Annotated in this window: 17 protein-coding genes and 1 pseudogene; 9 read left to right on the top strand and 9 right to left on the bottom strand. The window is 52.3% G+C overall.

The window, feature by feature from the left end:
• Window positions 1-198 precede the first annotated feature (198 nt).
• Both DC3_RS28270 and DC3_RS28275 read right to left on the bottom strand, forming a co-directional pair.
• Window positions 199-399: a hypothetical protein gene (locus tag DC3_RS28270; RefSeq protein ID WP_146892000.1), complete on the bottom strand. Its 201-nt coding sequence runs from the start codon at window positions 397-399 to the stop codon at window positions 199-201.
• A gap of 886 nt (window positions 400-1285) precedes the next feature.
• Window positions 1286-1732, bottom strand: a complete 447-nt coding sequence (locus tag DC3_RS28275) for a hypothetical protein (protein ID WP_146892003.1) — start codon at window positions 1730-1732, stop codon at window positions 1286-1288.
• Between the two features lie 417 nt (window positions 1733-2149).
• On the opposite strand from DC3_RS28275, the gene DC3_RS28280 reads away from it, so the two are divergent.
• Both DC3_RS28280 and DC3_RS28285 read left to right on the top strand, forming a co-directional pair.
• A complete protein-coding gene (locus tag DC3_RS28280) occupies window positions 2150-2458 on the top strand; it encodes a type II toxin-antitoxin system HigB family toxin (RefSeq protein WP_186816328.1) in 309 nt (102 codons plus the stop codon).
• Window positions 2459-2500: 42 nt separating this feature from the next.
• On the top strand, window positions 2501-2911 hold the full coding sequence (locus DC3_RS28285) for a helix-turn-helix domain-containing protein (RefSeq protein WP_146892009.1): 411 nt from the start codon (window positions 2501-2503) through the stop codon (window positions 2909-2911).
• Between the two features lie 55 nt (window positions 2912-2966).
• On the opposite strand, the gene DC3_RS28290 is transcribed toward DC3_RS28285, so the two are convergent.
• Both DC3_RS28290 and DC3_RS28295 read right to left on the bottom strand, forming a co-directional pair.
• The gene (locus tag DC3_RS28290; protein WP_146892012.1) at window positions 2967-3386 is read right to left on the bottom strand and encodes a hypothetical protein; all 420 of its coding nucleotides are present in this window, start codon (window positions 3384-3386) and stop codon (window positions 2967-2969) included.
• Window positions 3387-3544: 158 nt separating this feature from the next.
• Window positions 3545-4546: a serine/threonine protein kinase gene (locus DC3_RS28295; RefSeq protein WP_146892016.1), complete on the bottom strand. Its 1002-nt coding sequence runs from the start codon at window positions 4544-4546 to the stop codon at window positions 3545-3547.
• Window positions 4547-4667: 121 nt separating this feature from the next.
• Here DC3_RS28295 and DC3_RS28300 point away from each other — a divergent pair, with 121 nt between their 5' ends.
• The 3 genes from DC3_RS28300 (at window position 4668) to DC3_RS28310 (ending at window position 6603) form a co-directional block, all read left to right on the top strand.
• Window positions 4668-5711, top strand: a complete 1044-nt coding sequence (locus tag DC3_RS28300; RefSeq protein ID WP_146892019.1) for an IS4 family transposase — start codon at window positions 4668-4670, stop codon at window positions 5709-5711.
• 6 nt (window positions 5712-5717) lie between these two features.
• Window positions 5718-6242: a WapI family immunity protein gene (locus DC3_RS28305; RefSeq protein ID WP_146892022.1), complete on the top strand. Its 525-nt coding sequence runs from the start codon at window positions 5718-5720 to the stop codon at window positions 6240-6242.
• A 145-nt stretch (window positions 6243-6387) separates the two neighbouring features.
• A complete protein-coding gene (locus DC3_RS28310) occupies window positions 6388-6603 on the top strand; it encodes a bacteriocin immunity protein (protein ID WP_146892026.1) in 216 nt (71 codons plus the stop codon).
• An 8-nt stretch (window positions 6604-6611) separates the two neighbouring features.
• Here DC3_RS28310 and DC3_RS28315 read toward each other — a convergent pair whose 3' ends face one another.
• Window positions 6612-7562: an IS110 family RNA-guided transposase gene (locus DC3_RS28315; protein ID WP_146892029.1), complete on the bottom strand. Its 951-nt coding sequence runs from the start codon at window positions 7560-7562 to the stop codon at window positions 6612-6614.
• Window positions 7563-7944: 382 nt separating this feature from the next.
• Between DC3_RS28315 and DC3_RS28320 the strand changes: the two genes are divergently transcribed.
• Together DC3_RS28320 and DC3_RS30075 are read left to right on the top strand one after the other, a co-directional pair.
• Window positions 7945-9579: a serine/threonine protein kinase gene (locus tag DC3_RS28320; protein WP_186816329.1), complete on the top strand. Its 1635-nt coding sequence runs from the start codon at window positions 7945-7947 to the stop codon at window positions 9577-9579.
• Window positions 9580-9767: 188 nt separating this feature from the next.
• Window positions 9768-9875, top strand: a pseudogene (locus DC3_RS30075) (IS110 family transposase); the annotation flags it as partial.
• Window positions 9876-9967: 92 nt separating this feature from the next.
• On the opposite strand, the gene DC3_RS28330 reads toward DC3_RS30075, so the two are convergent.
• Window positions 9968-10222: a ubiquitination-like system serine protease family protein gene (locus tag DC3_RS28330; RefSeq protein ID WP_146892037.1), complete on the bottom strand. Its 255-nt coding sequence runs from the start codon at window positions 10220-10222 to the stop codon at window positions 9968-9970.
• A gap of 243 nt (window positions 10223-10465) precedes the next feature.
• Here DC3_RS28330 and DC3_RS29475 point away from each other — a divergent pair, with 243 nt between their 5' ends.
• Window positions 10466-10636, top strand: coding sequence for a hypothetical protein (locus DC3_RS29475; protein WP_186816330.1), 171 nt, complete (start codon window positions 10466-10468; stop codon window positions 10634-10636).
• 250 nt (window positions 10637-10886) lie between these two features.
• Here DC3_RS29475 and DC3_RS30080 read toward each other — a convergent pair whose 3' ends face one another.
• Window positions 10887-11021: a hypothetical protein gene (locus DC3_RS30080; RefSeq protein ID WP_281292609.1), complete on the bottom strand. Its 135-nt coding sequence runs from the start codon at window positions 11019-11021 to the stop codon at window positions 10887-10889.
• Between the two features lie 735 nt (window positions 11022-11756).
• On the opposite strand from DC3_RS30080, the gene DC3_RS28335 reads away from it, so the two are divergent.
• Complete coding sequence (locus DC3_RS28335; protein ID WP_186816331.1) at window positions 11757-12578, top strand: tRNA guanosine transglycosylase family protein; 822 nt, start codon at window positions 11757-11759, stop codon at window positions 12576-12578.
• A 609-nt stretch (window positions 12579-13187) separates the two neighbouring features.
• Here DC3_RS28335 and DC3_RS28340 read toward each other — a convergent pair.
• Together DC3_RS28340 and DC3_RS29635 are read right to left on the bottom strand one after the other, a co-directional pair.
• On the bottom strand, window positions 13188-13367 hold the full coding sequence (locus DC3_RS28340; protein WP_146892043.1) for a hypothetical protein: 180 nt from the start codon (window positions 13365-13367) through the stop codon (window positions 13188-13190).
• Between the two features lie 489 nt (window positions 13368-13856).
• Window positions 13857-14198 (bottom strand): hypothetical protein (locus DC3_RS29635; protein WP_222594849.1); only part of this gene is annotated, 342 nt, incomplete at its 5' end.

Genomic DNA, 14198 nt, shown 5'->3' on the forward strand with positions numbered 1-14198 from the left:
GATGGGATTCTGGCCCAACAATTGCCTGTCATTCTATAAAAATTCATAATTCTAGAATTCTAGAAAAGTAGAACCCCGGCCAGGCCGGGGTCTTTACTTGCTGTATTTTTGAGAAAAGTAGAATTCTAGAATTCTTACTCAACCATGCTGCACCTGGGGATAAAAACCCCAGGAAGCATCTGGCCTCCCGGGTGAACCTCATTTCTTCTCAGGTGGTTGTCCGGACTGCTCCTCTGGTCGCAACCAGAACGCCAACAGAGCAGTCAAGAAGACCCCGACAATGGTCTGCAGCATCCCCTGAAAGTGCTCTACACCTTGTCGGTAGGTGAACACCAGAAGCCCAGTAACCAACACAACGCTTACTCCCGCAGCGATCCACTTCACCAAACGTTTCTTCATGATGACCTCATGCACCAGGTGAAGGCTCATACGTGTACGAACGCACAGTGACACCAGTGAACCTACATGGACTGGTATTCCTAGTACCATAAGAGACCACTTGTGCTTATACTGATACATAAGTAGACGAACACCCCCGGTGCGAGTTGAAAGAAGGACCCTACCCAGCCCTTGCAGGGGCTGAGGTCTGGGGTAGAACCTAAACGGTGTTTCTCACAGGAAGTGCCTCAGAAGAGATCAGTGTTCATGATTGGTAGTCGGGAGCACTGGTCTTTTCCTTGCGCATGAATTGTTCATGGTGATCACCTCCACGGTTTGATCTGATTTCATCCATCAACCTCTCAACTGCCTAAAACAAAAAAGCCGAAGGACGAGCACTACTGCTGTGCTCAAGCCTTCGGGATGCATTCAGTCTACGCACCCTGCCAGCTTCTGTCAAGTCTGTATCAGACGGCTTTTGATCGCAGCCAACATCTCCACCTTTCTGAATCCTGCCCACCAGGTGTTTGTTGACGGGTTCAATCATGCCCTGTTGGGCCAGCTCTCTGATTCGCCAGTCAGGAAGAATACTCATGCAGAGCATTGTAATCCACTGTTTATGCAAAAACATTTTTGTTCTGCTGCACAGAAAAAGCCTCTGTTGATCCAGGTTTCAGGCCTCTGGTGTCGATCTGATGTTGATAATTGCTTACAAGGCCAATCATAGACATCATAGAGCGTCCAGAACATCGATCTCCTTCTTACAGAACACAAATAAGAAAGGTAGAATTCTACCTTTCTAGATATCGAGATGGATCAAATCACGCAGCCGCTGGCATTTGCCCCGCCACCTCCAGCACCTCCCTCAGGTTGGACAGGGCCAGCCGTGCACGGGCCTGCTGGGACATCAAGCCGCGCTGCACCCGGCGACCCGTCCAGTTCTGACCGACCGCAGCCCACTGCACGTAGGCGCTGCTGTCCCAGCTGGCCACCCCAGGTCCCGGAGCAGACCGACCAGGTCGGGGGTGCCCAGACCAAAGGCATGCACGGGCACACCGTTGGCCTCTTTGAGCACCGGTTCCAGGATGCTGACCAGTGCCGCTCTGTCCCGCAGGCGGGGCACCAGACCGCCCACACCAATTCCGTCAAAGCCTTTATTGTTATTGCGAAAAATCCGGGCGGCCTCTCGGGCTGTCTCGGGGCACATGGCCTGCAGGCTGGCGTAAAGGCGCATGCTGCTGTGGTTGTGATGTTCTCTGGCCCACAGGGCGTTTTGCAGGGTCCACTCGTAACGCCTCACCTGGTCCCTCAAGGACAGCTCGGGCAGCTGCATGAAAGAGGTGCCGAAAGTCATCCCGGTTGAAAAGGTCCCCAAAGGTGTCTCTAAGGAGAAAGTAGCGGTTTCCGCTCTTAAAAACGGCTTTGGCCACACGAGCAGTGTCTTCAGGGATCTGGCTGGAGAAATCAGGTTTCCAACTCATGGGAGGACCTCCTCAAGGGTTTTAACTTCACGGTACACCCACGAAAGGTCAGATGGTGAGTAAACCAGTGGCATCAAAAGTGCGTATGAGCCATGCACCAATTCCCCCGGTCACCCCTGCTCTGGGCAGACCCGCAAGGTGCTGAGGCAGACCCTGGACCGCATGCCTGATGGGAATTGCTGGCGTTGCTTTCTGCCCTGACGAAACGGCTGGATGTTCCAGCAGAGGACACCCACTGACACTGGGTGTGGAGCATTGACGAATATATCGAAATGATATATCATATTGATATGAATGTGGTCAGCAAACATAAACTCCGCGAGTTCTGGGCAATCCACCCCGAGGCCGAACAAGCCCTCACCGAGTGGTACAACCGCCTCCGCAAGAGCACCCCCTTCAACTTCGCCCAGCTCAAAGACCTCTTCAACGCCGCAGACTTCGACACCCCTCACACCATCTTCGATGTCGGCGGCAACAAGTACCGGGTGATCGCAATCATCGACTACACCGGGCAGTTCACCAAAATCCGGCATGTCTTCACCCACAAGGAATACGACATCTGGAGCGAGAAAAAAAGAAAAGGAAAGGTGGAGGACTGACCTCCACCCCCTTTCTCCGCTGACCACGGAAAGGAACCCAACATGACCCAGACCCATGACATCCTCACCACCTGGACCCAGTTCAGCCAGATGGCTGGACGCCTGCTGGAACCCATCCAGAACGAGCAGCACCATCAGGAAGTGGAAGCTTTCCTGGACGACCTCACCGACCAGATGAACACCCCCGACGACCCCCGCTTTGTTGGCCTGTTTCGTCTGCTGGCCCACAACCTGCACGTCTGGGAAGAGCAGCATGTGGTCATCGAGGACACCAGCCCTCACCTGCACCTGAAGGCCCTGATGGAAGAACGCGGCCTCAAGCAGGTGGACCTCGGGCACATCATTCCCCAGTCCAACCTCAGCAAGATCCTCAAAGGTGAACGGGAGATCAGCAAAGAGGTGGCCAAGGAACTGGCCCGATTCTTCAAGGTGGATGTGGCCCTGTTCATCTGAAAGCCTCACATCAAAAAGGCCACCTGCACAGGTGGCCTGAATTCTTTACAGAGGTTTAGAAGCTGTCCCGGATGGTCCGTCTGGCTGCACCGTAAGCCAGTCTTTCCAGGAAGCGCCAGGGGTTCTCCAGAAAGTGGATGATGCTGGCAAAGATGCCAAGCAGGATGAGGCCACCCAGCAGGCTGGCATGGGTGTACGCTTCATGGCCGGTGACACCTGCCACACACACGAGTGCCAGAGTACCCATCCCGGTGAGCAGCCACATGGGGACATTCCCAGCATGGACCTCCTGGGCACACCGGATCAAGCAGGCAATGGCCAGGGCCGCGCAGAGCAGGAAGCCGAGGCTGTTTACTGCAAAAAACAGGTGTGGCTCCAAGATGTGATACATCATTTGGTAAGCCTGGAGGCGTCCCTGGTGAGCGGCTTCGGTCATTTGATTTGTCAGGTCTTGCATGAATTGTGCGTTGTCCATATGAACAGTATGGCATCTACCATTAAAAAGTTCCAGAGAATTTTGCTCTGTGCAGTTTCCTTGAAGTTTGTTATTTTAAAGTTTCCCCCTTCGATGATCAGGTGTCCAACTCAGAAACAGTCCAGTGTTTACTGGAAGGGGTTGTTAAAATCGACCCCTCACCGTCTACGCTTTCTCATTAAATCAGGGCGGAAAATTGAAACATTGGCACACTGATCGCAAACGTAGATCAACCACTGGCTTCCACCATATGGCGTAAACCCAAAAGTTTTCGCATCGTTATGATTGTCATTAACTATCAGACGGTAATACCCTCTCCCGCAATTGCGACACAGTTTGGGTGCATCCAATTCTGGGGCATTGAAGTATCCCTGCAAAGCAATGAGGATTTGATCGATGGCTTTGATGAGCTCCTGAACGGACGTAAATCGTGCAGAGGGAGCATGTGCGATGCACCGGTCAAGCACAGCATTGACGTGTGAGAAACGAGAGTTGATGTTTTCCAGATTGAAATTGACCTCTCGGTGCTGTTCGCGGCTGAATTTCTTACCTCCACTCAACATCCAGTACAGCAGTTTCCCCAGAGAGTAGATGTCCGTGGCAGGAGTCACCAGATCTGATCGGCCATCTTCCATTTCAGGAGCGATGAAGAACCTTGGTCCGACCACTTCTTCAAGCAAAGTGTGACGCGCGTCATTTTCAATGTAGGCGAGACCAAAGTCTGCCACAACAGGTCTGTTCTCTGCTCGAATGAAGAGGATGTTTTCAGGCTTGATGTCACGGTGAATGATTCCCTGCTCGTGTGCTGCCATGATGCCTTTGCAGATGTTCTTAAAGATTTTCAATGCGAGCAGGACATCTTCAGCGAAAACATCGGTGACCTCTGCGAGGGTGCCATCTACATAGTAGTCGGTGACATAAAAAGGTTTCTCACCTTCTGTCTGGAAATCCAGAATTCTGATCACATAAGGGGAATTGATGGATCGGATGGTGTCAATTTCCGTTTGAAAGCGACCAAGACGCTTGGTGTTCTTCAAGCGCTTGAGGACGTAACGGATGTCAGCTGATCCTGTTCTGTCGTTTACCACAAAGGTGTGGGCCTGACCGCCTTCACTTAAACTTTCGATCACTTCCCAGCGTTCATTGAAAATCTGTCCCATGCATCAGAGTATAAAGCTCAGCATGTTGTCTGCACGTCGAGAGAATCTCCCACTGTGCCAGATTTCATTAGGGGACAAAATGACTCGGGGTTACAGAACAAGCGTCTGATACGCTGTTTTTGTGCTGCATCCTCGTCATCAACCTCTGTTTGACCTCCTCAGGCCCTATCTCCCCCTGGATCCCCGCAAACTCCATGTTTTCACCGCCCTGATTTTGAGCATGATCCAGGCCAGAACGGTCGTACTCTATCAATTGGTGCCCCATCTGCAACTGTCTGGCACCCCAGACAGTCGCTACAAACGTCTCAAACGCTTTGTTCAGAGTGACCTCTCTGACCTTCTGGTGGCTCGTTTGATCCTTCGCTACCTGAACCCCGGCAAGATTTACCTTGTTATTGACCGCACACACTGGCAACTGGGACAACACCACGTCAACGTGCTGCTGATCAGTGTAGTTTGGCACTCCTTTGCTTTTACATTGTGCTGGACGGTTCTGGATCATGCGGGCAATAGCAGCCAACAGCACTGCATCCAATTGCTGAAACGCCTGCTGCCCCTCCTGGACAATTTCACTATCGGAGGGCTCCTTGCAGATCGTGAATTTATTGGACAGGAGTGGTTTCAGTTTCTGGCAGCGCAAAGAATTCCTCCTTTTATTCGGCTGAAAGCGGACACGCGGGTGAACGATCAGCCCGTATGGAGTTGTTTCAAAAAGATGTCCCCGTTGAAAGTGCGGTATTGGCACCTTCCCATGAAGCTTTATGGGGTCCGGTTCCGGGTGATGGCCACCAAGTCATACAAGGGTGAGATGCTCTACCTGGCTTATTCTGGCCGGGGGGATCAGGCTCTGAAGTGGTATGCAAAACGTTGGAATGCAGAAAATTTGCATGCAGTACTGAAATCAAGGGGCTTTAAACTGGAAGCGTCCGGCCTTTACCACCCCCAACGGGTGGCCGTCTTACTGACCTGTGTCACGCTGGCTTTTGTCTGGTGCTGCTTAACAGGCGAGAGGGCGGAGCGTCAGAAGCCTTCACAAACCCTCAAGTATGGGTATCCTGCCAAGAGCCTGTTCCGGCGTGGACTGGACCTTCTCCAGGAAGATTTTCTTCAAAGAAGCCGAATACCAGATCCTGGAGGATTACATGTTTTTGAGGTGCTACACTGATCCCAGATGCAATTGATGACAGGTCAAATTTCGCTTGAACTGACGGTCCTTGGGTATCAGTTTCCCGAAGCTACAGATTTTTATGATGCCAATTGGTTGATGGTTCAGCTTCAGATGGGTACGCCCTGGGGACTGTGGACGAGGGTGGATCCGTGCCTGGAGGTTCGTGAGGCCCAAAGGCTACTGAATTGGTTCCAGGAATTGGAGCGCAACTTTGACTTCATTGCTGGCTGGGGTACGGGCCATTTGGATACCTCTGAATGTTTCACAGAACCGAATTTGGAGTTTAAAGCGCGTGGTGGGCAGCTGATCGCTCGATTTGAAGGCACTGTGGCCCTCGAAATCTCGTTCTCGCATGAATTTCTGCCCCCTTTTGCCAGCGAGTTGCCGTATTACGCCGATCCGGATGAAGAGCAAGTGCAGCAGGTCTATTTGAGGTTTTACCTCACCCGAGAGCAATTAAAAACGTTGATCAGTCAGTGGCAACAGGACCTGGCACCCTTTCCAGAGCGTTATTCCCTGGATAACTGACTTTGTCCCCTAGAGAAGTGCCAGATCTAGGGCTCTTGCATACTGGGGGTTAAGGTAGCAACTGTATTGGGTGTCAAGGGGTGTTTCCAGAATCCGCTAAAATAGCGCTACCTTCTCAAAGGTGAATGGCTTCAGGAGGAAAGCAATGCCCAGATCTCAAACCGAGCTTTTGAAGATGATCGACGTCTTATTGGACCCCAAGACTCTGGAGCGAAAGTATGGCCAAACCATGGAAGAACTTATCCGATGGGTCCCTCACCCTGAACCAGCTGAAGTCATCATGGCCGCAGAATTGGGAGCCTCCAGCGAAGAGATCTTACAGAAATTGATGTCTTATCAACCCATTGCTCTGGGGCAATGAGCTGAACATCATGTCTGAATTTCAAGATTGGGCTGCCAGGACTGTTTTGAGTGCATCATGGCATTCAAAATGACCAGCAGTTTTCGCATTGCTGCCACCATTGCAAGCTTTTTCGGTTTCCCTCTGGACACCAGTTGTTTGAAGAACCTCTGGATCACCGGATTCACCCGCACACAGGCCACCGTAGCCATATAGAGCACGGCTCGGATGTCTCCTCGCCCACCCCAGACTGATCCCCTGCCTTTTTTGGTGCCGCTGTCCTGGTTGATTGGGGCCACACCCACCAGGCTGGCGATTTTTTGTCGGTTGAGTTTCCCCAATTCAGGTAAACCCGCAATGAGCGTGGCAGACAACACTGGCCCGACTCCGGGCACCGTCTGCAACAACTCAAAGACTTCTGAAGTCTCAGCATGCTTCTGGATGACCTCCAGCATCTGGGCTTCCACCACCTCCACCTGCTCTTTCACAAAAGCAGCCGTCGTCGACAACTGGTGTTTCACCCAGTCATCGTGAACCTGTTTGAGACGGTTATTCTCGATCACCAGTAGCTCCACCAGTTGGCGACGACGGGTCATCAACGCCTCCAGACTTCTGGTGTGGGAATTGGCCAGGGGTCTGACCTCGGGTCTTAACACCTGGGCAAAACGGGCCATCATCAAGGCATCAATGGAGTCTGTTTTGGCGAGTCTGCCTGTGGCCCTGGAGAAATCTTTGATCTGTCGGAAATTCAAGACCGCAGCAGCAAGACCAGCATCCTGTAAAGCCAATGCAGCAGGCATTTCCAGCCCTCCGGTGGCTTCCAGAACCACCAGCGGATGTTCTAGTGCAGTCAGGTGTAAGAGAAGCTTTTGAATGCCCTGGGGAGTGTTGGGAAACGGGAGGACCTCACCCTGAGGGAGAATGGCAACGTCCAGCTGCCGTTTGGAAACATCAATGCCAACGAAGGTTTCTGCTTCCATGTTTGGCCTCCTGAGTGGGACGATCTCTGCCAAAGACACGCTTGTGGATGCGAACTCCAGGTTCAGGCAACTGTTCGTCTTTCAGGCATTGATCGGGAAGGCCAGCGATCCTTGCTACCTTACGGTGTTTTCCACCTTGCGTTAAGCTCCGAACTGCTGGCCACAGTCCCAACTTGGAATATACAAGCGTAGCTGTCACCAGGTATCATGTAGCCGTTTTTTGTTCTCCCAAACAGCAAATAAAGTTAGCCAATCAAAACATGTTGGCTTTTCATATCCTCAATCATGACTCACAATGGTAAGCAGATAACACATGCTCTGTCCTGCCTGCTCCACTACCCTGATCGATGGATTACGGACCTGCCCAGCCTGCGGTTGGCTGTTGCAACACCACCTTTCCAGAGGGACAAAACTCCAAGCTGGCAAATACACCGTCGGCAAGGTGTTGGGCAGGGGAGGTTTTGGCATCACCTACCAGGGGGCCAACACCATCCTGGGTTCGGTGGTGGCCATCAAAGAAATGTTCATGGAAGGAAGCTCCAGAACCCCTTCTGGAAGGGTAATCCACCCTTCGCACTTGGATTACCCTCAGGCCAGAGATGATTTCATCAAAGAAGCCCAAATCCTCGCCCGCTTCGATCACCCCTCGGTGGTTCGGGTGTTCGATGCCTTTGAAGAGAATCATACGGTCTACCTGGTGATGGAACTCCTTCTGGGTGACACCCTTGCCAGCCTCATCCAAAGCCGAACCTTTGATTCAACAGAACTGATTGTACTGACCAGACAACTACTGGAGGGTTTGAAATTGCTCCACGATGCTGGACTGATCCACAGGGATGTCAAACCTGAGAACATCTTGTTGACCCCCTCAGGACGCGCCGTGCTGATTGATTTTGGAACCGCCCGGGCGTATCAGGCTGGAAAAACTACCCATCACACCCGGATCGTCACTCCGGGGTATGCTCCACTTGAACAGTATGCTGGCGCAGCCCGGTATGGGCCTTACACGGATCTGTATGCCCTCGGGGCGTCGCTTTACCATCTGATAGTCGGTGAGATGCCTCCCCCTGCCACAGATCGTGTGATGGGGATCCCCCTGCTTCCGCTTCCAGAAGGTTTGATGGAGGGGTTCAGGGGTATGGTGTTTGCCTGCCTCAGCTTGAAAGTTGAGGACCGCCCTCAAACGGTGGTGGAAGCCTTCAATCTCCTGAACAGTGAAAAAGGAAAGGCTGAAGGCCAAACTTCGATCACCCATGCCGTTCCCTTTGCGGACAACACAAGACAGGTCATTGTGCACCCCTGCACCGAAGCCTCGCTCCGCACAGACGACGGCATGAAAAAGCGTTCTTTCTTGCCCCATGGTGACCCGGATCATCTGGACCTCACCCATTTCAGCAACGGCGTCCTGACTTTTGACTGCAAGGTGCTGGGAACACTCTCCTCCTCCACAAAAAAGCACCTGCAATTGACATACGTCCTGAAAGACGGGTCCTGCGTTGAAATCAAGGGCCTGACCCTTCCACACCACGTGTACCTCTCAGACCTGGATGACTTTGTGGTGGCGATGCATTACCAGATGTGGCCCGGCCTCAACCTTTTTCGCAATGGGTGTGTGGACATCCTTCCTGCCAAAGCCGTGATCGGGGATCTGCTGGGTTTGCGGGCCATGCCCAAAGAGGCAAAAATCGGGCCGGATCTTTCCTTTTCCAGGGTTCCCAGTTGCACCTTCAAAAAAGAACCCAATCAAACGCTGGTGGGGGAGCGTTACCGGGACACAACCCGGCAGGAAGGAAAAACGGTGGTTTTTGACCTGGACGGTCAACCCGGTGAGGTTTGCATTGCGACATTTGACAGCAATCTTGGCTCCACTGGTCCGAGTTGCATCAGGCACCTCACCCAGAAAACTCCGTTCACATTGAACATCTCCGGGTACCTGGGGAGGGTTTTTTACACCCTGACGCCAGAAACGAAGATCGAGATAGGAAAGCCTTTTGACGGTATGGTGTACTTTGATTGACTCGACCTTGCTGTTGGTGTCCCAGATAGGATTAGTTGAGCCTAGATTCGCTGTCGAGCTTAATTATACGTCTGGAAGCATAAAAAATGGCTACATGATACCTGGCGACAGCTACGCCACCTTAACCCCAGGTTGGGTAGGCAGAACGGGCGAGACGCAATGAGGTGGCCGACCTGCTGGTGGAAAAAGGGAAAGCGAAGATGGTGGCGTTGGTGGCCTGCATGCGCAAGATGCTGGTGATGGCCAATGCCATGGTGAAGTCGAAGACGACCTGGACGTTGGATCTTGCGGGCTGACAGGATCAAATGGGTTCACCTCCCTTGACTTTCTTCACAGTGACTCCTGCAAGAAAAATCCCGTCTTGCCCGGGCGTGAGAAGGCGAGAGAATCAGCAAGGGTGGATCTGGCCACCTTGCACCGAGAAGCGCGCCCCACAACTCGGGAGGCACTGCACGTCCGGGGTGAGGGTGGGGTGGTCATCGGGACCGGTAAGGGACCAGGTGTCCCCAGGGAGGTATCCGGTGAAGCCGCAGTAGGGGCACACCAGAAACAGGTGCTCCCTCTCAAAGAACAGGGTGCCGGGTGGGGGCGGCTCCTCACGCTCCAGACGGACCACCCTGGATTGCAGGGTCTGGTAGGGCATGGCGCCTCCTCAAAGTGGCCAAAATGACTGCTGGTCGGGTGTGTGCAGTACGGCAAAAAACACACCCAGAATTTTGATCTGGGTGCAGAAATGGATTTTTTGCGGCGTCACACGGCTGAATCTTCATGAGCTGAGGAAGCCCGTCCACTGTAGGCATTGTGGACAAATTGCACGAAACTGTAGGCGAGATCTACACTGAGGGTAGGCACAAAAGTGCCAAATTCATTAAAGGAGAATCTGCAATTGATTCGAATTCATCTGGCAGTCGCACTGCGCTACACATATCGCCCAAGGCCTGAAGGGTACTTCAGACCCCTGCAAACCCTGAACCTGAAGGACCAGCTGAGGCGGATCATGCCCCTCAGGGTGGTGAAGTTGCCACCACTGGTCTTGCTGAGCGGACTGCTCACCTGATGTAGATCCTGGTGGGGTCGGTGGCATTCACCGTGGTGAATGTCCCCTCCACCCTCTGGCCAGTCACGTCCTTCCATCCTCCTTTCCCATCTGGGATGAACACCTGCAGGCTTTCCTTTTCGGGGAGGGCCTGCAGGACTTTTTCGGTGTATTCGATGCGGTCTTTCAGGCCGAGTTTCGCAGGGCCGTTGATGGCCCGAGTGACCGCCTCCCAGTCCCGCTGGTCAGCCAGTTCGTTGCAGCGGTGGTTCTACCAGTAGGTGAGGGCCGCTTCGACAGCGACCTCCACAGTGAGCAGCAGGTCCGGATCGGCAATCAGGTTCACCCCGGTCCACTGGCAGGCCTGCTTGTAGTTGTCCCTCCCGGTGGTGAGGATGAACCGCATAAGCTGATCCGAAATGAGCGTCTAGCTGCCTGAAGAAAATCCGCAAAAGAAAAACAGAAAGTGGCTTTGTGCTGGGGTTCCCAGTGTTACCTGAGAAACCCTGTACTGTACAAAAAGAGGTTCAGGTGGAAGAGACGCAAGCACCAGGTAAACAACCCCCTGCAGACGTGGCTACGGTGCTGCTGGCAGATTCCCTGCCTGTGCAAACGCTGAAGGCCTTGAAAGATGCTGGAGTCCCCTTGCGCTGGGCCCCGTTGGGCAGGGTGTTCACAGTGCCGGAATGGGGAGATCGGGCACAGGCACTGTTGAAAGCTTTTGAGGAATTGACTCCAGCAAACCCTGAGCACTTCTGAGGATCAGGTGGCGTAGCTGTCACCAGGGCTAAAGTAAGGCTTTTTTGCTGAAGGTGACGCCATTTGTTGCGGATGCAAATGTGAGCGCTCACATTTGCATAAAATGTTGATGGCCAATTGTACAGTGGGACGGAAATTATCGGTATAAACGAAAAAATTCTCTCTGGCAAAGGGGATTTTCAGTTCAAAATGCAAAGCGGCAACTGGGAGCCAGAATGCCGCAACCCTCATGAGGGCTTACACCAAGCTTGAGCCCGTGCTTGGTAATTTTTGTCGTCTGACACGACAAAAACGCTTTACAACATGGCATTTAAATGCTATGATATCTTCACCCAGGAAGCGGGACACTTTCTGGGAAAACTTCCGCCAGGAGAGCTTTTCCATGAAATTCATACCTGTCACGACCTATGGCCGTTGGTTCCCCATCGACAGCCAGATCCAGCCCCATTTGCCCAAATTCGTTGATGATGTGATGGTCTCTTACCAGTTTGCCCAGCACATGAAAAAGCGCCCACCCCTGACCCTGTGGATTGACTCCGGAGGGTACGCCACACACAGACCCATTGCCCGGGTGCTGCCCATGAAAGACCGTGCGGGTTTCACCGTGGCCGGAGAGGTCCTGACCCCAGAGAAAGTCTTGGCCTTCCAGGAAAGACATGCAGACGTTGGGTTCACACTCGATTTCATTCTGGTGCCTGACCTTGGAACTGCAGAATGCACCCGCCGTTACGACTGGACCATCCAAAACGCGCTGTGGGCACAACAGCACCGCACGAACATGCGCATGCAGCTTTACGCAAGTGTGCAGGCCCTGTGTCCAACCACTGCCCGTGAAGCCGCCAGGATCTATCGTCAGCAAGGCATGGACGGTATCGGGGTGGGTGGCCTGGTGCCCAGGATTCGAGATTGGAAGGCCCTGACCCGAATCCTGGAAGCTGTGCTGGAAGAAGCTGGAAACACACCAGTTCATGCGTTTGGTTTGGGCACTCCGGCCCTCCTAAAACTGCTGCAGAAAATGGGGGTGTCCAGTTCCGACTCCAGCAGTTACGTGCAGTGGGCCGGATTCCAGAAGAACTGGAAAGGCCGGGTGGCCACTGCACCCCTTTCAGAGGCTGCCACAGTGCGTTTGGCCCTCAGCAACCTCTCGGAGCTGTTGCAGACCGTTGGCCTTCAGAGAATGGAGCCGTTTCAGCAGGCGGGTTGAACCGCTGCAAGCTTTGGTTTTTTAAGGTTTGTAAAGATTGTTACGGGGTTGTCATTTGTAACAACCCCGTAACAACCCACCCGGAAATACCCTTAAAACATGTCAGGAGATCCCTTTACTCTGGTGCTGATTGCAGTCAATGCCGTGGTCTGGGTGCTGGTGTGGCGGGTGCGCAGCCAGATGTTCAAACGCCCTTTTTCAGGGCGACCACAAGAGTAAATAGCCCTTGTTGGAAAACAAAAAATCCCACATGATACTTGGTGACAGCAACGCTCGTCACCATCTTTTTCTGATTTGTCGCATGCCCAGGTAAACAGGGAAGAAGGTCAAAATCACGCAAACACTGACTTTCTGCAGGGTGATGGGACTGCCCTGCAATATCCACATGCAGACCACCAGCAAGGCTGCACCTCCACCCAGCCACAAAACAAGGTGGATCAGGCACAACATGTCCTATTTGATTTGTGCTTTCTGAGACTCTACAACCCTTTGTGACATGATGGATTATGGAACCCCAGACTGGACTGCAAATTCAATCTGGGGTTCTGGAGGTGATGAGAGGCATATTTTATCCCCTCAAGAGAACGGTCATCCATCTCTTTCAGAGAATTACTGCTTTGTTTTGGAGTTGGACAGGAAGTTGATCACAGGAGACACCACCGCTGTCAACAGAAGGCTCAATACAGCCAGAAAATACTCTGGACCCTGCTTGAAGGCATACACCAAAAGTGCAACCACGAGAAGTGCCGCAATAAGTGCGGCAATGATCAAAACGCTTTTTTGCTTCATAAACACCTCCAGAAGGTTGGGAAAAGGCCATAAAGCGGATAGCTGAACTGCTGGTGTATACAGCGTTCACCTCTTTTCGTTGATCTGAATGTATGAGATTACGGTATGAGGGTGTGATGCCTTAACCCGTTATGTGTGAGCCGTGTTGCAACTGGACCACATGTTCACTGTCAGCTGTGTTTGGGAAAGGCCGTTGTGGGGAAGCTGATGGACAAGACATGAGGCTATGGGTCTAACTATGATTGACGAACAACTGGTAGGAAATCCACCCATCAAGCTTTTGTCCTGCTTGTATTTAAATACCATTTCCATACAAATTCAAGTCCCCTATTGAATTATTTGATATTGATAGTATGTTGTTTCGTTATTTGTCCATTTTTAATTTGTGGTAATGAGCCATTAGTGCGTCTCACAGCTAAAAAGCGCCTCCTTAAAGATTCTCACTAAAAATTCTTCAGGGTGCTTCGATTGGTATTATATTGGTATCATTCAAGTGCTACACGATTTCTGCTTGAGCAGGCTAGTTTTGACGTGCCAATCAACATATATTGTTTGTTTTGTTTCTCGGTTACGACAGATGTCAATCTCAATCCTTTGAACCCCATGATCGGAGACCACAGCGGTGGAAACCGACAGGTGGTAGATCTCGTTGAAGATGTGATGGAAATGCGCATCATCAGCAGGCGATACGAAGGTGGCTAGGTGGTCATCAAGACCCTGAATGTCAGAGCATTTGATGCCATGCCCCTGCTTCGGCAATCCTGCGAGATGATGTGGGTCAACATGTGGGTCAAGGCTCCATAGTTGACAGTCGTATAGAAAGGGTCGCTC

It is taken from the genome of Deinococcus cellulosilyticus NBRC 106333 = KACC 11606 (assembly GCF_007990775.1).
Taxonomy (GTDB): Bacteria; Deinococcota; Deinococci; order Deinococcales; family Deinococcaceae; genus Deinococcus_C; species Deinococcus_C cellulosilyticus.